Source organism: Deltaproteobacteria bacterium (assembly GCA_019912665.1).
In the GTDB taxonomy this organism is placed as follows: domain Bacteria; phylum Desulfobacterota; class GWC2-55-46; order GWC2-55-46; family GWC2-55-46; genus UBA5799.
In genome coordinates this window covers 16,690-40,082 of sequence record JAIOIE010000008.1, presented here as the reverse complement: position 1 = coordinate 40,082, position 23,393 = coordinate 16,690, and the positions used below count along the sequence as shown (strand labels likewise).

27 protein-coding genes and 1 tRNA gene are annotated in these 23,393 nt (G+C 58.0%); all 28 read left to right on the top strand.

Annotated elements, in window-relative coordinates; genetic code table 11:
- Positions 1–38 precede the first annotated feature (38 nt).
- Positions 39–527, top strand: coding sequence for an NADH-quinone oxidoreductase subunit J (locus K8I01_02880; protein MBZ0219366.1), 489 nt, complete (start codon positions 39–41; stop codon positions 525–527).
- A gap of 2 nt (positions 528–529) precedes the next feature.
- Complete coding sequence (gene nuoK / locus K8I01_02875) at positions 530–832, top strand: NADH-quinone oxidoreductase subunit NuoK (GenBank protein MBZ0219365.1); 303 nt, start codon at positions 530–532, stop codon at positions 830–832.
- A 2-nt stretch (positions 833–834) separates the two neighbouring features.
- On the top strand, positions 835–2,352 hold the full coding sequence (locus tag K8I01_02870; protein ID MBZ0219364.1) for an NADH-quinone oxidoreductase subunit M: 1,518 nt from the start codon (positions 835–837) through the stop codon (positions 2,350–2,352).
- Positions 2,349–3,809 carry an NADH-quinone oxidoreductase subunit N gene (locus tag K8I01_02865; protein ID MBZ0219363.1) on the top strand — a complete coding sequence of 487 codons (1,461 nt, stop codon included), beginning with the start codon at positions 2,349–2,351 and terminating at the stop codon, positions 3,807–3,809. Before K8I01_02870 ends, K8I01_02865 begins: the two co-directional genes overlap by 4 nt.
- 18 nt (positions 3,810–3,827) lie before the next feature.
- Positions 3,828–5,294 carry a monovalent cation/H+ antiporter subunit D family protein gene (locus tag K8I01_02860; GenBank protein MBZ0219362.1) on the top strand — a complete coding sequence of 489 codons (1,467 nt, stop codon included), beginning with the start codon at positions 3,828–3,830 and terminating at the stop codon, positions 5,292–5,294.
- Positions 5,291–5,539, top strand: coding sequence for a hypothetical protein (locus K8I01_02855; GenBank protein ID MBZ0219361.1), 249 nt, complete (start codon positions 5,291–5,293; stop codon positions 5,537–5,539). Before K8I01_02860 ends, K8I01_02855 begins: the two co-directional genes overlap by 4 nt.
- Positions 5,540–5,559: 20 nt before the next feature.
- Positions 5,560–7,311: a Na(+)/H(+) antiporter subunit D gene (locus K8I01_02850; GenBank protein ID MBZ0219360.1), complete on the top strand. Its 1,752-nt coding sequence runs from the start codon at positions 5,560–5,562 to the stop codon at positions 7,309–7,311.
- A gap of 5 nt (positions 7,312–7,316) precedes the next feature.
- Entirely contained in the window at positions 7,317–8,168 is an 852-nt protein-coding gene (gene ispE, locus K8I01_02845; GenBank protein ID MBZ0219359.1) for a 4-(cytidine 5'-diphospho)-2-C-methyl-D-erythritol kinase, read from the top strand.
- 34 nt (positions 8,169–8,202) lie between these two features.
- Positions 8,203–8,277, top strand: a tRNA-Gln gene (locus tag K8I01_02840).
- A gap of 36 nt (positions 8,278–8,313) precedes the next feature.
- Positions 8,314–9,249: a ribose-phosphate pyrophosphokinase gene (locus tag K8I01_02835; GenBank protein MBZ0219358.1), complete on the top strand. Its 936-nt coding sequence runs from the start codon at positions 8,314–8,316 to the stop codon at positions 9,247–9,249.
- Between the two features lie 44 nt (positions 9,250–9,293).
- Entirely contained in the window at positions 9,294–9,938 is a 645-nt protein-coding gene (locus K8I01_02830; GenBank protein MBZ0219357.1) for a 50S ribosomal protein L25, read from the top strand.
- A gap of 158 nt (positions 9,939–10,096) precedes the next feature.
- The gene (pth, locus tag K8I01_02825) at positions 10,097–10,651 is read left to right on the top strand and encodes an aminoacyl-tRNA hydrolase (protein MBZ0219356.1); all 555 of its coding nucleotides are present in this window, start codon (positions 10,097–10,099) and stop codon (positions 10,649–10,651) included.
- 64 nt (positions 10,652–10,715) lie between these two features.
- A complete protein-coding gene (locus K8I01_02820; protein MBZ0219355.1) occupies positions 10,716–12,734 on the top strand; it encodes a sodium-translocating pyrophosphatase in 2,019 nt (672 codons plus the stop codon).
- 79 nt (positions 12,735–12,813) lie between these two features.
- On the top strand, positions 12,814–13,905 hold the full coding sequence (ychF, locus tag K8I01_02815) for a redox-regulated ATPase YchF (protein MBZ0219354.1): 1,092 nt from the start codon (positions 12,814–12,816) through the stop codon (positions 13,903–13,905).
- 216 nt (positions 13,906–14,121) lie between these two features.
- Positions 14,122–14,388, top strand: a complete 267-nt coding sequence (locus K8I01_02810; protein MBZ0219353.1) for a hypothetical protein — start codon at positions 14,122–14,124, stop codon at positions 14,386–14,388.
- On the top strand, positions 14,366–14,602 hold the full coding sequence (locus K8I01_02805; GenBank protein MBZ0219352.1) for a hypothetical protein: 237 nt from the start codon (positions 14,366–14,368) through the stop codon (positions 14,600–14,602). The genes K8I01_02810 and K8I01_02805 overlap by 23 nt, the downstream gene beginning before the upstream one ends.
- A 175-nt stretch (positions 14,603–14,777) precedes the next feature.
- The gene (locus K8I01_02800; GenBank protein ID MBZ0219351.1) at positions 14,778–14,948 is read left to right on the top strand and encodes a hypothetical protein; all 171 of its coding nucleotides are present in this window, start codon (positions 14,778–14,780) and stop codon (positions 14,946–14,948) included.
- Positions 14,949–14,971: 23 nt separating this feature from the next.
- The gene (locus K8I01_02795; protein ID MBZ0219350.1) at positions 14,972–15,412 is read left to right on the top strand and encodes a hypothetical protein; all 441 of its coding nucleotides are present in this window, start codon (positions 14,972–14,974) and stop codon (positions 15,410–15,412) included.
- Positions 15,342–16,601, top strand: a complete 1,260-nt coding sequence (locus tag K8I01_02790; GenBank protein MBZ0219349.1) for a hypothetical protein — start codon at positions 15,342–15,344, stop codon at positions 16,599–16,601. Before K8I01_02795 ends, K8I01_02790 begins: the two co-directional genes overlap by 71 nt.
- 40 nt (positions 16,602–16,641) lie before the next feature.
- A complete protein-coding gene (locus tag K8I01_02785) occupies positions 16,642–18,003 on the top strand; it encodes a DUF4055 domain-containing protein (protein ID MBZ0219348.1) in 1,362 nt (453 codons plus the stop codon).
- A gap of 76 nt (positions 18,004–18,079) precedes the next feature.
- Complete coding sequence (locus tag K8I01_02780) at positions 18,080–18,742, top strand: hypothetical protein (protein MBZ0219347.1); 663 nt, start codon at positions 18,080–18,082, stop codon at positions 18,740–18,742.
- Positions 18,743–18,772: 30 nt separating this feature from the next.
- Positions 18,773–19,636 (top strand): phage major capsid protein, encoded by an 864-nt coding sequence (locus K8I01_02775; protein MBZ0219346.1) that lies wholly within the window; start codon positions 18,773–18,775, stop codon positions 19,634–19,636.
- A gap of 47 nt (positions 19,637–19,683) precedes the next feature.
- A complete protein-coding gene (locus tag K8I01_02770) occupies positions 19,684–20,064 on the top strand; it encodes a hypothetical protein (GenBank protein ID MBZ0219345.1) in 381 nt (126 codons plus the stop codon).
- A 7-nt stretch (positions 20,065–20,071) separates the two neighbouring features.
- Positions 20,072–20,227 (top strand): hypothetical protein, encoded by a 156-nt coding sequence (locus K8I01_02765; GenBank protein ID MBZ0219344.1) that lies wholly within the window; start codon positions 20,072–20,074, stop codon positions 20,225–20,227.
- 165 nt (positions 20,228–20,392) lie between these two features.
- Positions 20,393–21,277, top strand: coding sequence for a hypothetical protein (locus K8I01_02760; GenBank protein ID MBZ0219343.1), 885 nt, complete (start codon positions 20,393–20,395; stop codon positions 21,275–21,277).
- Positions 21,274–21,705, top strand: coding sequence for a hypothetical protein (locus tag K8I01_02755; protein ID MBZ0219342.1), 432 nt, complete (start codon positions 21,274–21,276; stop codon positions 21,703–21,705). Before K8I01_02760 ends, K8I01_02755 begins: the two co-directional genes overlap by 4 nt.
- A gap of 94 nt (positions 21,706–21,799) precedes the next feature.
- Positions 21,800–22,891 (top strand): hypothetical protein, encoded by a 1,092-nt coding sequence (locus K8I01_02750; GenBank protein ID MBZ0219341.1) that lies wholly within the window; start codon positions 21,800–21,802, stop codon positions 22,889–22,891.
- A gap of 49 nt (positions 22,892–22,940) precedes the next feature.
- Positions 22,941–23,315 (top strand): hypothetical protein, encoded by a 375-nt coding sequence (locus K8I01_02745; protein MBZ0219340.1) that lies wholly within the window; start codon positions 22,941–22,943, stop codon positions 23,313–23,315.
- Positions 23,316–23,393 lie beyond the last annotated feature (78 nt).

Genomic DNA, 23,393 nt, shown 5'->3' with positions numbered 1-23,393 from the left:
GCCGGCCAGCCGCCGATGGAAAACAACAGGGAAGGTTGATGGAAAAGCTATTTTTTTTGATGTTCGCGGCGGTCGCGGTTGCTTCGGGCCTGGCGGTGGTGACAGTCAGAAACCCGGTGCACAGCGCCCTTGCGCTCATAATGTGCCTTATACAGGTCGCGGCGCTCTTCGTGCTCTTGAGGTCGCCCTTCCTGGCGGCGGTGCAGATATTCATATACGTGGGCGCGGTCATGGTGCTTTTCCTCTTCGTCGTCCTCATACTCGACATGAGGAAGGCGGTCCTTCAGGCCTTCCCGCCCGTGAAGAAGAGGTTCGTCGTAGGGGTCATTCTGGTGCTCGCGGCGCAGATGCTGGCCTTCGTCTTCCTTACCCCGATGGGGATCAGCCCGGCCGTGGCGTGGGAGCCGACGGTCGAGTCGATCGGAAGGATGCTATTTACTAAGTACCTCTTCCCGTTTGAAGTCGTTTCGGTGATCCTCCTGGCCGCGCTGGTTGCGGCGATAGTCATAGCAAAGGAGCGTCGGTGACAATGGTCCCGGTTACCTGGTACATAGCGCTTTCAGCCGTCCTTTTCATGATAGGGGCGGCCGGGGTCCTCACGAGGCGGAACGTCATCGTGATCCTCATGTCCATTGAGCTCATGCTCAATTCCGTGAACATCAACTTCATGGCGTTCTCGTACCTGCTCGGCGACATGACCGGGCAGATATTCACCATCTTCACCATCACCGTGGCCGCGGCCGAGGTGGCGGTGGCGCTCGGCATACTCATAGCGCTCGTAAGGAGCAACAAAACGTTCAACGTCGACGAGATCGACGCTCTGAAAGGGTAATGATGTCCGGACACCTCTTGAGCTCAATCGTATTCCTGCCGGTCCTCGGGGCGCTCGTAATCCTGTTCATTAAGGATGCGCGCGCGATACGGTGGGTGGCGCTCGTAACGCTGGCCGCGGATTTCGCCCTGGCCATCCCGCTCATGAACGCATTCGACGTCTCCACCCACAGCATGCAATTCGTTGAAAGGCACGAGTGGATACCGGCCTGGAACATATCATACTACCTGGGCGTTGACGGCATAAGCGTCCTTTTCGTATTCCTAACGGCGTTCCTCGGCATAATATGCGTGCTCGCGTCCTGGAAGGCGATCGAGAAGAAGGTCAAGGAGTTCATGATAGCGCTCCTTATAATGCAGGCGGCCATGCTGGGGGTCTTTTCGGCCCTCGACATGTTCCTCTTCTACCTCTTCTGGGAGGCTATGCTCATACCCATGTACCTCATAATAGGGGTCTGGGGCGGGCCGAACCGCGTCTACTCGGCTATAAAGTTCTTCCTCTACACGCTAGCCGGGAGCATCCTCATGCTCGTGGGCATGATAGCTCTCTACTTCGCGGCCGGGAAGACCTTCGACATGCTGGTCCTCATGGAGCACAAGTACAGCTTCGCGTTCCAGATATGGGTCTTCATGGCGTTCTTCGTGGCCTTTGCGGTGAAGGTGCCGATGTTCCCGTTCCATACATGGCTCCCGGACGCGCACGTCGAGGCTCCGACGGCAGGCAGTATCATCCTAGCCGGAGTGCTTCTCAAGATGGGCACCTACGGATTCCTTAGATTCTGCCTCACGATGTTTCCGGACGCGTCGAGGTTCTTCGCTACCCCTATAGTCATAATCTCGATTGTCGCCATAATCTACGGGGCGTTCCTGGCCCTTGCGCAGAAAGACCTTAAGAAGCTCATCGCGTACTCGAGCATAAGCCACATGGGCTTCATCACCATGGGCATATTCCTTTTCAACAAGAACGGCATAGAGGGCGCGATACTCCAGATGTTCAACCACGGCATAACCACGAGCGCGCTATTCCTCTGCATAGGTCTTATCTACGAAAGGACGCACACGAGGCAAATAGGCGACTACGGCTGGGCGGCTTCCCGCGTGCCCGTCTACGCTACGTTCCTCTTCATATTCACGCTCGCTTCGCTCGGCTTCCCGGGGACGAACGGCTTCATAGGCGAGATACTTATCGCCTTCGGCGCCTACGAGGTCTACAAGCCGTATCTCATCCTGCTACTTATAGGCATCGTGGGCGGCGCAGCCTACATGCTCTACATGTATAAGAGCATGGCCTTCGGCGCTGACAGCCACGGGCACGGCGGCCACGGACACGGCCACGGCGACTCGCACGGGCACAAGGTATGGGATGTGGATTTCAGGGAGGCAATAGCCCTTCTCGCCCTCGTCGTCTTCGTTTTCTGGGTGGGCTTCCATCCCGAGGATTTCCTCGGATACATGCACGAATCGGTAGGCAACCTGATAAACCAGGCCAATGCCAGCAAATTTGAGGGTTTTGGATTATGAACGGTCCTGATGTAGCCGCGTTCTTTTCACCCGGGGATTTCCTGGCCATACTGCCGGAGATGGTCATAGCCGGTATGGCCTGCATTATCCTCATGGTGGACCTTGTTGTCCCGCGCTCGAAGAGGTGGGTCGTGCCTGCGCTTGCGGTCCTGTCGGTGGCCGTAGCTGCCTGGTTCTCCTGGAACCTCGCGGGCTCGGGTATTTCAGCCTTCTCTGGAATGTTCGTGCTGGACGGCTATTCGGCCTTTTTCAAGCTCATATTCTACATAGTCGCGGTCTTCGCGGTCCTTGTATCGTTACGCTACATAAAGACCGAGGAGATAGACCTCGGAGAGTATTACGTCCTCATGCTCTTCTCCCTCTCGGGCATGATGATAATGGCCTCGGGTTCCGACCTCCTGACCATCTATCTCGGGCTCGAGCTCGCCTCGCTTCCGGTCTACGCCCTCGTCGGTTTCCTGCAAACGAGCAGGAAATCGAACGAAGCCGCGATGAAGTACGTCATCCTCGGCGCATTCTCGTCGGCCATACTCCTTTACGGCATATCGCTCATATACGGCCTTACGGGGACCACACAGCTCGCGGCCATATCGGCGGCGCTTGAGGCCGGAGCCGTAACCGGGCCGCTCTTCACGCTGGCGGTGATAATGCTCGTTGCGGGCTTCGCCTTCAAGGTGGCGGGCTTCCCGTTCCACATGTGGGCGCCGGACGCCTACGAGGGCGCGCCCACGCCCATAACAGCATTCATGGCCGCAGGGCCAAAGGCCGCGGCGTTCGCGGTCATAATGAGGGTCTTCCTCGAAGGCCTCTTCCCGGCATACGACAATTGGCAGATGGCCATAGCGGCGATAGCCGTGGGAAGCATGGTCGTCGGCAACATAACCGCCATAATGCAGACCAGCATAAAGCGGATGCTCGCCTTCTCGAGCGTCGGCCACGCGGGGTACGCGCTTCTGGGCATCGTGGCCGGAAGCGAGGAGGGGATGGCGAGCGTCATGTTCTATCTCCTCGTATACGCGTTCATGAACCTCGGGATATTCGGGATAATCATACTGATGAGGAAGGACAGCCAGTCCGGCGACCAGATATCGCACTACGCCGGGCTTGCAAAGTCTAACAGGCTCACGGCCCTTGCGATGCTGGTATTCCTCTTCTCGCTCGCGGGAATACCGCCGACCGCGGGGTTCGTGGCCAAGTTCTACGTCTTCATGGCCCTTATCCACAAGGGCATGGTAGGCCTTGCGGTAATAGCCGCCCTCATGAGCGCGGTCGCGGCGTACTACTACATACGGATAGTCATGCTCATGTACATGAGGGAGCCTGAAAAGGAATTCGCGCTTGCAAGCTCGCGGGGCCTCCTGTGCGTGCTTATAATCGCCCTGGCGGCGGTCGTCGCACTGGGAGTATATCCGGCTTACTTCATAAACCTCGCCCGCTACGCGGCGTTCCCGCTGTAGGCCAGGGAAAGGAATGAGATGGAAACGATAGTATCCATAAGGCCCTTCATAGCGATTCTGGCCTCGGCAGTGGTCGTGGCCCTGATAATCATGTCGAGGAACAGGCCAAACCTGAGGGAATCGTGGACCTACCTCGCGGCGCTCGTCAAGTTCGCGCTCGTTGTCTCGATGTTCCCGGACATATTCTCCGGGAAGATAATCGAGTACACGTTGTTTACGGTGCTGCCCGGAATAGAGCTCAAGTTCAGGGTTGACGCGCTCGGGCTGTTTTTCGCCACTACCGCGTCATTTCTCTGGATTATCGCGACTACCTACTCCATCGGCTACATGCGCTCCCTTAACGAGCACGCGCAGACCCGCTATTACGCCTGCTTCGCCATAGCTCTCTCCTCCGCGCTCGGAGTGGCCTTCTCGGCGAACCTCTTTACGCTCTACCTCTTCTACGAGGTGCTGAGCATAATGACCTATCCGCTGGTCGCGCACCACGAGGACGACGAGGCCTGGGAGGGAAGCAAGAAGTACATTGTGTACCTCATGGGCGCCTCGAAGACCTTCCTCCTCGGCGCGCTCATACTCACGTACATGATTACCGGCACGCTGGATTTCCAGCAGGGCGGCATATTCAATACCGGGATGTCGCAGACGCTCGTTACCATCACGTATGTCTGCTTCCTCCTCGGGTTTGCGAAGGCTGGCATAATGCCGCTCCATAACTGGCTGCCGTCCGCGATGGTCGCCCCGACGCCGGTGAGCGGACTCCTGCACGCGGTCGCGGTCGTCAAGGTCGGGGTCTTCTCTGTCGTGAGGGTCATGCTCCACACCTTCGGCATAGACGTGATGTCCGCCTTCAACCTGGGGATGCCCACGGTCTATTTCGTCTCGATAACAATACTTGCGGCATCGGTAATAGCGCTCACCAAGGACGACCTGAAGGCCAGGCTCGCCTATTCGACTGTAAGCCAGCTCTCATACGTCATACTCGGCGTTGCGCTCCTTACGCCACACGGCATATCGGGCGGGATACTCCATATCGGGAACCATGCCTTCTCGAAAATAACGCTCTTCTTCTGCGCGGGATCGATTTTCGTTGCTTCGCACATAAAAAAGATAAGCAACCTGAGCGGCATAGGGTACAAGATGCCGCTTACCATGGCGGCCTTCACGATAGGGGCCCTGAGCATGATAGGCGTCCCGGCCATGGCCGGGTTCACGAGCAAATGGTACATGGGCATAGGCGCAATGGAAGCCATGGACACCGTCCCGCTCATCGTACTTCTCGCGAGCACGGTGCTTAACGCGGCATACTTCCTGCCGATCGTCTTCAAGGCCTATTTCGAGAGCCCTGAGGGGAACGTCCATCTGGAAGGCGTGAAGGAGGCCCCGAAATTCGTGCTGGTCCCGCTCCTTGTGACCGCCGTCATAACCGTTGCGATAGGCGTCTACCCCGACTTCCTCCTGTCGCTCGCTGAGAGGGTGCTGCAATGAGGCTCGACAGGATATACGAGAACAAGGACACCATGAGGCTCCTCAAGTGGGCCTTTTACGCGGCAGTTATCATCTTTGTCGGGCTGGATTTCGTGATACCCAGGCATCACCTGCACTTCTACTGGGACGAGATACCGGGCTTTAGCGCCGTATTCGGCTTCATCTCCTGCGTCCTCATCATCATCGTCTCCAAGGCCCTCGGGAAGCTATGGCTCCAGAGGAAAGAGGACTATTATGAAAAATAGCCCCGGGGGAACAAATGGGAATATTTAACTGGATACACCCGGCCTTCATACTCATACTCGGCTCCGTCCTTATCCCGGTATTCCAGGGGAGGGTAAGGCAGGCCTATATCCTCCTTCTGCCCGCGCTCGCGTTCATAACGGTCGCCACCATGTCTTACGGGACCTACGGCGTGGTGCCGCTCCTCGGCCAGGAGCTGGTCTTCGGAAGGGTCGATAAGCTCAGCTACGTATTCGCCTTCATCTTCACGCTCATGGCCTTCATAAGCGGGGTCTACAGCCTGCACGTGAAGGAGAGCGGCCAGCACATTGCGGCCTACGTCTACGCGGGCGGCGCCGTCGGCCTGGCCTTTGCCGGCGACTACCTGACGCTTTTCGTCTTCGCGGAGTTCATGGCCTTCGCCTCAATGTGCCTCATCCTCTTCAGGAGGACGCCAGAGTCGACCAAGGCGGCATACCGCTACATACTCGTCCATATCTTCAGCGGCATATGCATGCTCGGGGGAGCGCTCCTCCAGTATTCGCATACCGGTAGCTTCGCGTTCGACCTCGTGACGGCGGGCGGCCTGGCCTCCGCCCTCCTTCTTATAGGCTTCATCACTAACGCGGCTGTCCCGCCCTTCGGCTCATGGCTTCCTGACGCGTACCCCATGGCCACGGTTACGGGCGCGGTATTCATGTCGTCCTTTACGACCAAGAGCGCCATCTACACCCTCGCGAGGGGTTTTGCCGGGACCGAGATACTCATAATCCTCGGGACCGTCATGGCCATATACGGCGTCGTCTACGCCGTTCTTGAAAACGACATCCGGAGGCTTCTGGCCTACCACATCATAAGCCAGGTCGGGTACATGGTGGCCGCCTGCGGCATAGGCACCGAGCTCGCGATAAACGGCGCGGCCGCGCACGCCTTCGCGCACATACTCTACAAGGGCCTTCTCTTCATGGGCGCCGGCTCCGTACTTTACATGACCGGCAGGTCCAAGCTAACGGAGCTCGGCGGCGTGTACAAGACCATGCCCTGGACCTTTATACTGTACATGATAGGCGGCTTTGCCATATCTTCGGTTCCTTTGTTCAGCGGCTTCGTGAGCAAGTCCATAATCCTCACGGCAGCGGGCGAGTCGCACATGGCCATAATATGGCTCCTCCTTACGCTCGCTTCGGCTGGTACGTTCCTGCATACCGGGCTTAAGCTTCCGTATTTCACGTTCCTCGGCAAGGACTCCGGGGTGCAGGCAAAGGACCCGCCGCTTAACATGCTCGTCGGCATGGGCCTTGCCGCGTTCATGTGCGTATTCGTCGGCATATACCCGCAGTTCCTCTATAACCTCCTGCCGTACGCGATGGAGTACCATCCGTATACGGCTGAGCACGTGGTGTGGACCTCTCAGATACTCCTTTTCACCGCGCTCGGTTTCTGGCTCTACATAAAGAAGCTCGGCGGCGAAAAGACGATGAGCCTCGATACCGACTGGTTCTACCGCAAGGGCTCCGTAATGTTCATGAAGCTCACCTACGGCCTCTTCGCAGCGGTCGACGATATCGTAAGCAACCTTTACAAGCCGATACTTTCGGGGGTAAAGAAGGCGGCGAACTGGTGCTGGGGCTTTGATTTCAAGTGGATAGACGGGATGGTGAACGGTGTGGCCGGGCTCGTAGTGTATGTTTCCGGAGACCTCCGCCGCATACAGACCGGGAAGCTTCAGCACTATGCTGTCACGATACTCCTCGGACTCCTCTTTTTCATTAACCTCCTTCTTTTCTTCTCTTAGCGGCCATGTATGCCAGGGTGCTTGCCCCGGCCAAGGTGAACCTTTTCCTCAAGGTCCTTGGGAAGCGGCCGGACGGGTATCACGAGCTTTTTTCGCTCATGCAGCCGGTCTCGCTCTATGACGAGATCGAGATTTCGGTCTCCGAGGGCGAAGGCATAGATGTGGCGACCGACTCGCCCGAGGCCCCTGGCGGGAGCGAGAACCTCGCCTACAAGGCGGCCGGGCTATTCCTGGTGGCGGCCGGGGTCCTGAAAAGGGTTTCCATCAGCATAAAAAAGAGAATCCCGGTAGGGGCCGGCCTCGGCGGCGGGAGCTCGGATGCCGCAAGCGTCATCATGGCCCTTGACGGGCTTTTCGGGACCGGGTTTTCTCTGCAGGAACTTATGAAACTCGGCGCAAGGCTCGGCTCGGATGTGCCCTTTTTCTTCCTCAAAGGGCCTGCCCTGGCCAAGGGTCGGGGCGAGGTCCTTGAGAGGGCCAACCTCCCGCCACTGTATTACGTCCTTATAAACCCCGGTTTCCATGTCCCGACCGCATGGGTTTATTCGAGTTTACGCTTGACAAAAAAGAGTGAAAATAATATTCTTTTGTATTCTTGCGAGGTTTTCGCCGACAGGGAAGGGCTTAAAAAAGCGCTTACGAACGACCTGGAGGCGGTGACCATCGGAAGGTATCCTGAGATATCCGCCTTGAAGGAGATGCTGGCCGAGGCCGGCGCTTCCGGGGCCCTCATGTCCGGGAGCGGACCTACCGTCTTCGGCGTTTTCCATTCCCGTGAGGATGCCATGCGGGCCTACAGGACGCTTGAGCCGAGGCTGGCCCTGCCGGCGCGTATTTTTTTCGCGGAAGGCCTCTGACCGGCTGAAAAGGACTTCGGGTGCATGCTCCGGCTGGGGCGTCGCCAAGCGGTAAGGCACGGGGTTTTGATCCCCGCATTCGGAGGTTCGAATCCTCCCGCCCCATCCAGTTAAAAAGAATAACCAGAGGTCGAGACAAGGGATGATCGAGAGGATAAAGGTATTTGCCGGTAATTCGAACAAGCCGTTGGCGGTTGAGATCTGCGACCACCTGGGGATAGAGCTCGGGAAGTCGGACGTAAGGAGCTTCAGCGACGGCGAGGTCTACGTCGACATACAGGAGAGCGTGAGGGGTGTCGAGGTATACGTACTCCAGTCCACCTGCACTCCCACGAACGACAACCTGATGGAGCTCCTTATAATGCTCGATGCGTTCAAGAGGGCATCGGCGTCTTCGGTAACGGCCGTGATACCCTATTACGGCTATGCCCGGCAGGACAGGAAGGTTGCGCCGAGGACGCCGATATCCGCGAAGCTTGTAGCCGACCTCATAACCGTGGCCGGGGCAAAAAGGGCCGTCTGCGTAGACCTTCATGCCGGGCAAATACAGGGCTTTTTCAACATACCGGTCGACCACCTCTACGCAACGCCCGTTCTCCTCAATTACATAAGGGAGAACTTCCAGAACGACGTGGTGGTGGTATCGCCCGATGCCGGCGGCGTCGAGAGGGCGAGGGCCTTCGCGAAGAGGCTCGGCGCGACCCTGGCCATTGTGGACAAGAGGCGTCCGAGTCCCAACGTCTCGGAAGTGATGAACATAATAGGCGAGGTCGAGGGCAAGACCGCCGTGCTACTCGATGACATGATAGACACCGCAGGGACCATAACGCAGGCCGCTGCGGCCCTGCATGAGAAGGGCGCGAAGCAGGTCTATGCCTGCGCTACACATGCCGTGCTTTCGGGGCCGGCGATAAAGAGGATAAACGAGTCGCCGATAAAGGAGCTCGTCGTCACCAACACCATTCCCAAATCGCAGGGCGCGGATTCGCCCAAGATAAAGAGGCTTTCAATTGGCCCTCTCCTGGGCGAGGCCATAAAGAGGATACATTTAGGCGAGTCGGTGAGCTCTCTTTTCGTTTGATCGAGCGCCCCGAACCCTTAAAGGAATAATACCGGAGGAAACAGATGGAACAGATAAATCTTTCAGCAGAGCAGAGGAACGAGACGGGAAACGGACCGGCGCGGCGGCTCCGTGCTAACGGCAAGGTGCCCGGCGTGCTGTACGGGCCCGGCCTTGACAAGGCGCTCTCCGTGACACTCGAGAAAAAGGAGCTGGATAAGACGCTCGGAACCGGAGCCCGCGGCAACGTCCTTGTGAACCTGGCCATAGCCGGAGACAAGGTCCGCACCGTGATGTTCAAGGAAGTGCTCCGCCACCCGCTCAAGGGGACCGTGCAGCATGTGGACCTCCTCGAGGTGCAGATGGACCACAAGGTCGTGGTCGAAGTGCCGGTGCACCTTACCGGCAAGGCGGCGGGACTCGCCTTCGGCGGCATAGTCCAGCACGAGACGAGGAAGATCAGGATAGAGTGCTTTCCGGGCAACATCCCGGACAGCATAGACGTGGATATCACCCCGCTCGCAGTTGGCGACTCGGTTCATGTCCGGGACATAGCCCTGAGCGAAGGGCTCGAGGCCGTTGACGAACCTGAGCTGACTGTTGTCTCGATCGTTGCCCCGACCGCCGAGGCCGCGCCCAGGACTGCCGAAGAGGTCGAGGCCGAGCTGGCAAAGAGCTTCGAGGAGAAGGAAGGGGCGAAGAAGGAATAGCATCGTCCGGAACACCATGTTGAGCTTTTTGATGCCGCTCCCGGTCTTTTCGGATTTTTTTCGTGGACACGAGTCTTTTGCGGCTTAAGGGTTTATAAGCCTGGGAAATCAGAGCCCCTTTGGCCGCTGCCAAAGGGGCTCTTTTATGATGCCGCCAAATGATGCTGATAATAGGACTGGGGAACCCGGGTAGCGAGTACGCGGAAACCAGGCATAATGCCGGGTTTATGCTCGTGGACAGGCTTTCAGCCGAGTACGGGATAGTGCTTTCCGTAAAGGGGAAGGGGCTCCGGGGCATGGGTCGGATAGCCGGTGAGGAGGTGGCGCTCCTTAAGCCGCTTACCTACATGAACCGGAGCGGGCAGGCTGTTTCGGAATTTCTTCAGGTCCATCCTGTCGGACCGGAGAAGATCATCGTAGCTTTTGATGATTGCGACCTGCCTCTCGGGAAGATCCGGATAAGGGGCGGCGGCGGAAGCGGCGGCCACAAGGGCCTGGCATCCGTCATGGAAACTCTCGGCACTAAAGACATGCCTCGTATTCGGCTCGGTATAGGAAGACCTCACGATGGAGACGTAGTCGATTTCGTCCTGAGCCCGTTTCACCCTGATGAGCAGCCGGCCCTTGACGAGATGCTCGGCAGGGCACGGGACGCGGTTGAATCGATAATAGCCTGCGGAATAGGGCAGGCCATGAACAGGCACAACAACTGAAGGCCACCCATCATAGAATCCGCATCCCCCGCCAAATGATTCTAACTTAAAGAGGGTATCAGCAATGTCCACTCTGGCAAATTACGCGCCCATTTTCGGCATCATCGGACTTGCCGCAGCCCTTTTGATATACCGCCACATCAAAAGCCTGCCAGCAGGGAACGCGAGGATGAGGGAGATATCGGACCTCATCCACGCCGGGTCGATGACGTATCTTAAACGTCAGTATGCGATAATAATCATCTTCCTCGCGGGCGTCTCGGTTGCCCTGGCATTTTCCCTCGGCGTCCCGACGGCGATAGCCTATATTTCAGGAGGTGCCCTTTCCATGCTCGCCGGCTTTATCGGCATGAAAGGGGCCACAAAGGCGAACGTAAGGACTGCCGAGGCGGCGCATATATATAAGCCCGGCATCTCGCAAGCCCTGGCGGCCGCATTTTACGGCGGCTCGGTAATGGGATTTTCCGTGGCGAGCCTGGGGCTTGTGGGGGTCGGCATATTCTTCCTCGCGTTCGGCAGGCCGGAAGAGGCGAAGGTTATAAACGGGTTTGCCATGGGCGCATCCTCAATAGCGCTATTCGCCAGGGTTGGCGGAGGCATTTTCACCAAGACGGCCGACGTCGGAGCCGACCTCGTCGGCAAGGTTGAGGCGGGCATACCCGAAGACGACCCCAGGAACCCCGGTGTCGTGGCCGACAATGTGGGCGACAACGTGGGCGATGTCGCAGGGCTGGGGGCGGACATCTTCGAATCCTACGTGGGGGCGGTCATTGCTTCGTTCGCACTGGCCGCGACCATACCCGTTTCCGAGCTTGAAAGACTTGGGGCAAGAGAGACGCTCATGTCCTATCCCCTGGTACTTATCATGGCCGGGTTAGTATCGTCTTTTCTGGGGCTTTTTTCGATACGAGCTCTCGGCAGGCTCGGGCCCGCATCGGCATTAAGGTACTCTACAATAATCTCCGCAGGCGCATTCCTCGTCCTCGCCTATCTGGTGACCGAATTGACCGGGTGCGGAGCCGGATGTTTTCTGGCGGTTGCCGCCGGGTCGCTCGGAGGAAGCCTCATCGGCCTTTTAAGCGAATTCTACACGGGAGGAAGGCCGGTCGAAAAGATTGCAAAATCTTCCACTACGGGGGCGGGCACGAACGTAATAACCGGCATAGCCGTCGGGCTTGAGAGCTGTGTCCTGCCGGTAGTGGCGATCGGCGCCGTGATATTCATCGCGAACTACGGCGCAGGCATATACGGCATAGGCATAGCCGCGGTCGGAATGCTCGCGACAACCGGCATTACGATGAGCGTCGACGCATACGGCCCCATAGCCGACAACGCCGGAGGGATAACGGAGATGAGCGCGCTCGGGGACGACGTGAGGGCGATAACCGACACCCTCGATTCGCTCGGGAATACCACGGCCGCCATAGGGAAGGGCTTTGCTATCGGTTCGGCCGCCCTTACGGCGATAGCGCTCTTCACGGCATTCGGGCAGGCGGTTTCATCGGCCACGAAGGCGCCTTTCGAGATATCCCTTTCGGACCCGCTCGTCGTAATCGGACTCCTTGTCGGGGGGACGATCCCGTTCTTCATAGGCTCGCTTACAATGACGAGCGTGGGAAAATCAGCGATGAAGATGGTGGAGGAGATAAGAAGGCAGTTCAGGGAGATCCCGGGGCTACTCGAAGGAAGGGAAGGGGTAAAACCTGACGTCGAGAGGTGCGTGGATATAAGCACCAGGGCCGCCTTGAGGGAAATGATACTGCCGGGGCTCCTCGCCGCCTCGGCGCCGGTCGCAGTGGGTTTCCTCTTCGGCGCTAAGGCGCTCGGCGGCATGCTTGCCGGGGCTACCGTCACCGGCATATTGCTCGCGATTTTCATGGCAAATGCCGGCGGGGCATGGGATAATGCAAAAAAATATATTGAGAAGGGCAGGCTCGGCGGCAAGGGCTCTGCAGCGCACAAGGCGGCCGTGGTCGGCGACACCGTCGGAGACCCGTTCAAGGACACCTCGGGCCCTGCAATGAACATACTTATAAAGCTCATGAGCATAGTATCGCTCACGATAGCACCTCTTATCGTCTGAGCATTACGCATCTTTGAGGGTCGGCAGGGCACTCGTGCCCTGTTTTTATTTTTTAAAGAAAAAAGGAGAGCAGGTTCAAATGGGCTTCAACTGCGGGATAGTAGGGCTTCCGAACGTGGGGAAATCAACCATATTCAACGCGATGACGGCCGCGGGCGCTGAGGCGTCGAATTATCCGTTCTGCACGATAAACCCCAACATAGGGATGGTGCCGCTCCGTGACGAGCGGATATACAGGATAGCATCGCTTGTGAAGCCTGAAAGGACGCTCCCGACCGCGGTGGAGTTCGTGGACATAGCCGGGATAGTGAAGGGCGCGAGCAAGGGTGAGGGGCTCGGAAACCAGTTCCTCGGGAACATCAGGAGCGTTGATATGGTCGCTCATGTCGTGAGGTGCTTCGAGGATGAGCAGGTGGTCCACGTGGACGGGAAGGTGGATCCCCGTGGCGATATCGAGACGATAAATACCGAGCTCATACTCGCCGACATGGATTCGGTCGAAAGGAGGCTCGACAGGGCCTCGAAACTCGCCAAGAGCGGCGACAAGGCCGTGGCCGAGGCGCTGCCGATCTACCAGGAGCTTAAGAAGGCCTTCGACGCGGGCAGGCCAGCAAGGAGCGTCCTTACCAGGGAGACCGCCCTGCTTGTGAAGGATTTGAACCTCCTGACGGCTAAGCCCGTCATTTATGTGGCAAACGTCGGGGAGGACGACCTTTCCGGCATTTCTCAGGTAGCTACGAAGGTAAGGGAAGTCGCGGAGGCGGAGGGCGCCGGCTTTGTAATCATATGCGGAAAGATAGAATCCGAGATAGCCGAGCTTTCGGAAGAGGAGAGGGCCGGGTTTCTCTCCGGCCTGGGCCTCTCGGAATCCGGCCTTGACAGGCTTGCGGCTGCCGCATACAGGCTCCTGGGCCTTATAACCTTCTTTACCGCCGGCAAAAAAGAGGTTAGGGCGTGGACGGTCGAGGAAGGCTCGAAGGCCCCAGCCGCCGCAGGCGTGATACACAGCGATTTCGAGCGGGGCTTCATAAAGGCAGAGGTGATCTCCTACGAGGACTTCATAAAATACGGCTCAGAGGCGTCGTGCAGGGAGAAGGGCGTGCTGAGGATAGAGGGGAAGGAATACGTCGTCAAGGACGGAGACCTCATGCATTTCAGGTTCAACGTCTGAGCATCTGCACACAAGTACAGTTGACATGCTGTCCGGCCTGTAATGGCTTGACAGTATCCGGCTCGAAAAGTATAATTTTTTACCCTGCATTCGACCGTGCGCATAGCTTCTCTCCGCTTCAGGCCTCAAGGTAAGCGCCTAAGCGAGAGAGAAGCCTTTTTTTAGGCCATGCATGTTCGTATTGTGCACTAAAATTGCAAAAGAGGGAGGGGCGAATTGACGAGAAAAAGTTGCGATCCGGAGGTTTTTTACGAGGGGCTCAGGCATTCGGGGGTGGAGATACGGGACCTGCTCTGGCCGCTGTCCGGCCTGAGCGCAAGGGAAAGGGCGGTCTTTACCGAGTACCATTACTGGAAGACGCACATGAAGGTCATCGCTGAGAGCCACAGAATTTCACTCGGGAGGGCGTATGAGATACTCTACAGGGCAGAGGAGAAAATCGCGGCTTCAAGGACACAGGATGAGAAGGAGAAAGCCGGTTGAGCCGACGGAGAAGCCCAACGAAGAGCCGCCGGTGAGCCTTGTGGACTTCAAGATAATGAAGCAGTACCAGCCGCTCGGGGATATCCTCGACAGCATGCGCATATACGGTTATCGCGGAGGTGTAGAAGAGCTGCTGAACAGATCATGGAACCCTTATGAGGAGAGTTTTCAGGACTGGACTGTTAACGATATAATCATGAAAAACCGGAAATAAGGCGCGCGTAGAGGCGTGAATAGTTAAAAGGCCAGGCAATCAGCCTGGCCTTTTTGCATTTCAAGCCCCCGGTACAGAATAAATTATCCGCATTTCCTGCGCCGTTACCTGCGGTTAGCAATGGCCGGGTAGAAGAGTTACACCATATGGCATAAACGGAGCGCGGAGGTGCCGTATGGGTTCCGAGGTCAATGCTCAGAGGAAGGCTTCGCCAGGTTATTACAGGAGGTCCGCCTCAAGGGTACTCTTGAGGGAGCCGGAGGTCTGCATGGAATGCAACAGGGTCTTTGTCAGCCTCTATCCTTTAAGGAACTGCGGGGAGCACGAAGGACTTGATGAGATCTGAAAAAAGCGGCACGGGGTTTATTGGTGAAAATAGACTGGAAGGCTGTAAAGAGTGGCTACCAGAGCGGGACCGGAGCGCTTGCCCTCGCGGAAAGGCACGGGTGCAGCGCCGAGACAGTGCGTAGGAAGGCGCGGAAGGAAAAGTGGCAGAAAAAAGGAGGACTCCCTGATGCAGGCTCCGGCGCGCCGGACAGCACGGCAGCCGACCACAGGACGCTCCTGAACGGGGTAAGGAGAAGGCTCGTAAAGGGGCTTGAGAACGCGGATCTCAAGCTGGGGTTAGAGGAGCTAAAGGTCGCGAAGACCGCCCTGGAGGTCCTTTCGGACTACCGTAAAGAGGAGGAGCTGGCGCTGGGGCTCGGTAGAACATTGAAAAAGGAAATGGAGGACGGCCATGCGCTTGCCTCCGAGATGGCAGAGGCTACGGCCCCATCCGGAGCAGAAGAGGCTCTGGAACGAGAATAAAAGGTTTGCGGTGGTTCCGGCGGGAAGAAGGAGCGGAAAGACAGAGCTCGCCAAGCGGAAGCTGGTCATAAGCCTCAATGAGAGAAAGAATTGGCACGACCCGAAATATTTTGCTGCGGCCCCCACGAGGGAGCAGGCGAAGCGGATATTCTGGAAGGACCTGAAGGAGCTCACGCCCCGCGAGTGGACCAAAAGGGTATACGAGAGCGACCTCTGCATAAAGACGGTTTTCGGGAGCGAGCTATGGGTAGTGGGGCTCGACAAGCCTGAAAGGGTAGAGGGAGTGCCGTGGGACGGCGGGGTGCTGGACGAGTTCGCCAACATGAGGGATACGGCCTGGACCGAGCACATAAGGCCGGCCCTTTCGGACAGGCGAGGGTGGTGCTGGTTCATAGGCGTGCCTGAGGGCCTGAACCATTTCAAGGAAGTAGCCGAGTATGCCGCGAGCGGGAACGACCGGGACTGGGGCCTTTATACATGGCCGTCCTCAGAAATCCTGCCGCCGGAAGAGGTAGAGGCGGCAAGGAGGGTCCTGGACGCCAGGACCTTCAGGCAGGAGTACGAAGCGAGCTTCGAGGGTTCTTCAGGCCGGGCCTATTACGCTTACGACCGGGCCAGGCACGAGGACCCGGGGCTGTCGATAAACACGGACCTGAAGCTCGCGGTGTGCTGCGATTTCAACGTGGACCTTTGCGTGTGGGAAGTGGCGCAGACCGACGGCAGGACGGTCCGGGTGCTGGACGAGATAGCCATGAGGAACACGAACACGGCTGAGATGGGGAGGGCTATCCTTGCAAGATACGGAGGACACAAGTCAGGGCTCGTCGTATACGGGGACGCGGCGGGAATGAGCAGATCGACGGCGGGCATGAGCGATTACGCCATACTCGACGGGCTGGGGCTGAAAACGCAAAGGGTAAAGAGGTCGAACCCGCCGGTCCGCGACAGGGTGAACGCCGTGAACGCGATGCTCGAGAGCTCGAGCGGCGAGGTCAGGCTCTTACTGCACCCGAGGTGCGCTCATTTGAGGAAGGACTTCGAGACCGTAGAGTGGCGCTCGGGGGGCATGGAGATAGACAAGTCGAATCCGGAACGGACCCACGCCTCCGACGCGCTCGGGTATCTCGTCGAATACGAGTTCCCGCTGAGGCTCAGCAGGCATGACCCTGCGAGAAGGTTTTATAAGTAATGTGAAGAATACGATTCTGTAATTCAAGGGAGGGGAGCGAATGACCCACGAGGAGCTTGAAAGGACACATCCGCTTTATGCCGGGCACATAGACGAGTGGCTCTTCTATATCCGTTCCTACTTCGGGGGGAGGATGTACAAGACGGGCGACTACCTCCTGCAGCATCCTTTCGAGAGCGCGGCAAATTACGCCCGGCGGAAGGAGACGAGCTACTATTACAACTATTGCGGCCCGATAATCGATATCTTCGTCTCCCACCTCTTCAGGAAGGACGCCGTAAGGGATTTCGGTTCGCTTGCCGGAGACAGGCTTTTCCATATGTTCCTGGCCGACGCCGACCTCGAAGGAAATAATTTCAAGTCGTTCATGAGAGAGGCGCAGAGGTTCGCGAGCGTGTACGGCAGGGTTTCTATAATTGTCGACAAGTCGCAGACCCTGGCCGTGACCCGGGCCGAGGCCGAGGACTTCGGCATAAGGCCCTATCTCGCGCTCGTTACGCCGGAAAACCTCCTTGACTGGTCATACATAAGGCTCCCGTACTCAGGGAGGCCGGTCCTCGACAGCGTGAAGATAAGGGAGGCCGCGGATACTTTCAGGGTCTGGAACAGGGAGGGCTGGGAGCTCTGGCAGGCACGGGAAGGCGAGGCTGCGCTCCTGGATGCGGGCTGGCACGGGCTCGGTGAGGTGCCGCTAGTGAGCCTCTATAACAAGCAGTCCGGCACGCGGATGGCGGGCATATCCGATATCCAGGACATAGCCGACATAAACAGGAACATCTATTACCTCTGCAGCGACGCGAGGGAGATTATCGAGAACACGGCCTTCCCCATGCTGGCCGTCCCGTATTCGCGCGGGGAAGCGGGTGAGAGGGAGCTCGGTCCCAGGAACATACTCCAGTTCGACCCTGCAGAGCCGAACTCCAGGCCGTACTGGCTCGAGGCCCCGCATTCGTCTCTTTCCGAGATAAGGGAATGGGTCAGGCACGACATTGACGAGATATACAGGATCGCGAAGCTGGGGGGCGTTAAATCCGCAGAGGACTACGGGAGCGTGCGCTCTGGGGTGGCCCTTGAGCTCGAATACCAGCAGCTGTATTCAACCTTGAGCGAAAAGGCCGATAATATCGAGCAGGCCGAGACGAGGGTCCTGGAGCTATGGGCCAAGTGGGAAGGAAGGAAGTTCGATGGACACATAGACTATCCGGATGATTTCTCGGTTAGGGACCTTGACAGGGAGCTTCAGAACGCCCTGAAGGCTCAGACAGCCCTTGTCGGCTCGGAGACCTTCAGGAAGGAGCTGCAGAAGAGGATCGCGCATTCGGTCCTCCCCAAGACAGGCGAAGAGGTGCTATCGAAGATATACGACGAGATCGAAAAAGGCGGCGCGCCTGCAACAGCTTAACAGGCCGGGCGTGGCTGCCAGGCCGCCCCGGCACCCCGGGGGGCGGTTTTAAGAAGGGGGCTCAAAGGAGGCAGGCATGGTTGACGAACTTAAAACGGTTGGAGGCGACGGCCGCGACGGAAGTGAGGAAGCCAGAAAAGTGATGTTCCTCCCGGAGCAGCAGGCAAAGGTGCAGGAGCTCATAGACGAGGCGTACAGGAAGGCCTACTCCAAGGCCCAGAAGGGAAAGGGCGGGAGCGAAGAGGTGGAGAGGCTCAAGGGCGAGGTCGAGAGGCTTCAGGACGAGAGGAAGTCGGCTGCGCTTTTGAGGGCCATATCCAGGCACAACGTGGTCGACGCCGAGGAGGTCGTCGAGCTCGTCAAGCACCGGGTTAGAATGGAAGAGGACGGGAGCGTAAAGGTGCTCGGCGACTCGGGGGCAGTGAGGATAAACACGGCCGGCCAGCCTATGACACTCGACGAGTTCGTCTCGGACTGGCTCGGCGAGAGGCCTCATCACCTGAGGCCTTTTGGCGGCTCCGGCGCAGGCTCGCAGGGAGCGAGGTTCGGCGCCGGGTCAATTCGACATAACCTCTCGGACCCTGCTTCCTGGCGCGCGATGCCCAGGGAGGAACTCGACAGGCTCCTCAGGGAAGGATTGAGCGTTCAAGGCTCAGCCGGGCAGACCTACAGGTTCAGGGATGTAAAAAACCCCTTCATTGAGGCCCGGAGGAGGAAATTTAACTCCGCGGCCGTCTGACGGCCGCGGCATCAAAGGAGGAAGAACTGAATGGCAAATGAAGTGACAACGGCCGCAGGGTCAGCAGGCGAGCTGGTGGCCGCAGAGATAGTATCGAGACTCGTGATAGACGCCGCTTACGCCGAGGCGGTGATGCCGCCGCTCGTAAGGGTCGCGGACATAAGCGGGGAATCAACGCTCTCGGTCGAGTTCCCGAAGTGGCCGCTCCTCATGGCCGCCGACTTGACCGAAGCGACGGATATGAGCAATACGGCGGTAAACACCACCTCGACGCTCATCACCGCCGACGAGGCCGGCATCCTCATTACGGTTTCCGACATGCTCCTTAACGGGGCCGGTCTCGGCGGCCTCGAGCCCTTCGCTGAAGAGCTCGGAAAGGCGCTCGCGAACAAGATAGACGCGGATCTCCTTTCGAGCGCGGCCAGCTTCACGAGCTCGGTCGGGACCTCGGGCGCTGACATGGACGAGTCGCATTTCCTCTCGGCCGTCTATAAGCTCGAGCTGGGGAACGCGAAGGGCCCGTTCGTCGCGGTGCTCCACCCCTACCAGGTCAGTAATCTCAGGACTGCGATAGCGGCCTCGACAGGCGCGGTCTGGGGAGGCCCCTCGGTGCCTGCTCAGGAGGTCGGCTCGCTCGGCACCCTCTACGGGGTGGATATAGTGCAGTCCACGAACTGCGCGTCGATAAACCTGGACGCGGACAGGCTCGGGGTGATGATGCCCATGGGGAACCAGTCGGGCCTGGCCTATGTGCTTAAGACCGGGGCCAAGACCGAGTTCCAGAGGGACGCTTCGCTTCGCGCAACGGAAATAGTCGTGACCGCGCTCTACGGCCATGGGTGCGTAAATACCGCATCAGGCGGCGGCGTGAAGATAATAAGCAAGCACGAATAAAAAGAGCGGAGGGGCCAAGCGCCCCTCCGCGCACTTCTCGGGGGAATATGGCACTTCATCCCGGCGCATTGAAAGAGAAAGGATATATTACCATAGCGTTCAGCAACCATGCCTCCATCGCATGGCAGGGCGAACACATAAAGGACCTCTGGATGTGGACCGGGCAGTATGTTAACGGGTCAGGCGGGAAGAGGTCTCTTCAGACGGTCAGGGTGAGGGAGCTGAAGGAGGCCGCGCTCAAGTACTGGAAGGACGGGTGGGTCCCTCTCAAGTTGGATAGTGGGCTGCTTCTGAGGATGGAGGGCGCGCTGAGGCAACACAAGGGGCTCAAGGCCGCCGGTGTGAGCTTCCCGGAAGGACGATTTCTTCCGGAGCCGAGCGAGATCCCGGATTTTGACCGGAAAGACGCTCCGGAAGAGGAGGCGTGAAGGCATTATGAACGAAAGGCGAGCGGTCGAAAGGCTTGTTGAAAGGCTTTATAAGGACAGGCTCGAACGCACCGGAAAGCTGCCGGAATCGAAAGAGGTGCGCGAGATGGAGAAGAAGGCGGCGAAAATAGCGAGTCTGACCGACAACAAGGCGAGGAAGTAATCATTAAAAGCAACCTCTGGAAATTTGAAATTTTCCTGTAATTAAGGAAGGGCGGGAATAAAAAGCGGAGCATATATGTGGGATATGTGAGCATCTTATTCACGCCCTGACGCAAAGTCCAGGGAAGATAGCAATTTTTAGATGTTGACTAAAGGCGGAGACGAAATGAGGCAGCAATTTCTTCTGAATACGCCGGACAGGTTCCAGACATACATATATGAGAGCAACAGGAGGCTAGTCCCGGAGGCCGCGTTCATCACCGTTTACACGCCCGAAGGCCGTCTTCTGGTCGAGAGGGCACAGATGTCGATTGCGGGGGACGGGCTCCTCTTATACGACCTGGGCCAAGCGGAAAATTCAGTTGCGGCGCTTAATTACAAGGCCGTCATAGAATACGCGCATGCGTCCAAGACCCATTACGCGACCCTTCTTTATGACGTAGTGAAATCCAGGCTTGGCAAGGTGGTCACGGACGACGACCTTACGGCGGAGCTTCCCCAGCTCAGGGAGAGCAACTGGAGCGTAAGGGGGCTAGCGGAGTCCGGGTCGGAGACCGCGATCATCGACACCGGGCTGAAAAGATACGGAGACGACTATTTCACCGGCGGGACCGCGTATCTCCCTGCCAAGGGGGAGAGGAGGGAGGTCACTGGCTTTACGGCCGCAAGCGGGACCGTTTCAGTCGAGCCTTTCCCGTCGCCGGTCTTATCAGGAGAGAGCTATATATTGTCGAGGTCTTTCGGAAGGGAGATACAGAGGGCATTTGAGAAGCTGGAGGAGAGGCTTACGAGGCTCGGGAAAAGGCCCCATCTCGTGCTCGACTCGTATGACCTCAGGGAGGCGCACATATTCCTCTCCGTTGCCGAGGCCTGCAAGGGGCTTGCGGCTGAGAGCAAGGGGCTCTGGTGGGACTTCTGGAAAGAATATGAAAGGAAGGCTGACGAGGCCATCTCGGAGGTCACTTTAAAATATGACCGCACCGGGGATGGCCTGATATCAGGGGCGGAGGGGAGCTATAAGTTCAACACCCTCAAGGCGGGCAGGAGATGACGGGTTACGAGATCGTAGCGGCCCTCACCGACAATATCGAGGCAACACTGAGGGCGCTGGGAATCAATTTCAACAGGAAGTCCTTCGAGCTCCAGGAGGGCATACCCGCGGGCCTTTTGCCCCTTGGAGAAATTTTCTACGCGGGAGAGTCGTTCGAGCAGAGTCTGGGGCAGGGGCCGGGGTATGCCGAGGCGGGCTTCCTTCTCAAAGTAATCATGTCTCCGGGAGAGCCCTCGGTAGTTATCAGGGAGGAGCAGAAGATCATACACGCCATAAGGGACGGCTTGACGGTGGATGCGTTGAACACCAGGGCGCTTTCGGAGGCAAAGAGCGTTAGCGGGGTCAGGATAGAGAGGGCCGAGGTCACTGGCAGGAGCAGCAGGCCGGAAGTGAGGGTGAGAGCATCCGTAAGGTACAGGGTGCCATAGTTTTCGGGACGAGGCGCTCTGCCTATGAGCGATGCCGAGTTATTTTGAAATAGATTCGCATTCAATTGAACGTTCACAAGGGGCAGGAGGCGAGATGGCGAGGAACTTGATATACGCGGCGCTTGGCGAAGAGGCTGAAAGGGGTGTGAAGGAGTCCGGGACAGTCGGATTCCTGCCACTCTTAACCCCCGGCGTGCCCAAGTCCGAGTTCGACGACAGGAAAAGAAAAGAGTGGAGGGGCGAGGAGGCTATCCTCGGCCCGCACGCGGTTGAGAGGTTCTCCGAGAGGTGGAGAGCGTCTCTTGAGATGCCGTTCTTTACGGAGACAAGCCCCGCCAAGGGCCTCGTCGGCACCCTTCTTAAGCACTTTTTCGGAAAGTGCGCCTCCGGGCAGAACGGCTCGACAGGGCAGTATTACCATATGATGTATCCGGCTGCCGACCCGTTCTCGGAGGGTTCGCTCGGCCAGAAAGCCCTCACCCTCAACTTCAATATAAACGAAGGGGCAAATGTGCGGAACTGGCCATTTGTAGGCGGCAGGGTAAAGGCCCTCTCTTTCGAGCAGGAAGCCGGGCAGGCGCTTAAGCTCACGGCGGAGCTCTTCGGCCAGAGAAGGGACGCGGACACGGCGGAGCTCGGGAATCCCGTATTCGCCGCTGAAAACCTGAGGTGCGACTACAATAACCTCAGGATCAGCACGGGTGTCGTCGCCAGGACCGGTACCGCGCCGGACTTTACCGGTTTTTCGGTTGCCGGCGCTACTGCTATCAAGCCCGACAAGGTCTCCATAAAGATGGAGAACGGGATGGAGGACGCGCTCAGGCTTTCTGGAGTCGCCTACCCTGACAGGACCCGCATGGGGGAGTTCAAGGTTTCGATCGAGCTCGCAATAGACTGGGAGGACCCGGCGAACGGTTTTTCTTCAATAGCCGAGTTCAGGGACTGGGTCTCCGGGGCAGGCACGACCAACCTCCTTTTCCACTGGGATACCGGCACGGACGCAGGCTCGGGCGGGACGCACGGACTCGTTATAGACCTCCCGAAGCTTCACAGGACCGGCGGGGAGCCTGAATACTCTTATGAAAAGGACCCCACGGTCACCCTCAAATACGAAGGCCTTTTCGACGGCGCTGAAGCGAAGTACATGATGGGGCTCATGCTCATGAACACGGCGCCGTCCGTCTGACAGGAGCCATCCGCAAAAAACGTTCTAAAGCCGACCGAGGAGGGGAGAGATGGCCATAGTGAGTTTCGACAGGGAGAGCATCATTGACTACATACCCGAATACGGAGGGAACAGGGAGAGCCTGGACCCGTGCATAGTGAGCCTGAAGTTCGTCCCCTATTCGAGGGTGCAGGAATACTCGCGCCTCCTCGCGGCAAGGACGCGGGGCCTTGCCGACCAGGTAAGGATAGCGGAGCTTACGCACTCGGTTCAGAGAAAGCAATTCGTTGAGAACGTTGAATGCATACAGGGGTACTATGTCGGCGAAACCAGGGTCTCGGACCCGGGCGAGTTCTATGACACCGCAGACACAGACCTTGTGCTCGAGATAATAAGGGCCATGGAGTCGACTTCAAGGCTCTCCGAGGGACAGAGAAAAAACTGACTGCGGGCTTCCGCTGGGCTTTCAAGACCGCGGGCGGGAGCCCCTTTCAATGCGAAAACTGCACCGAGAGGGACAGGG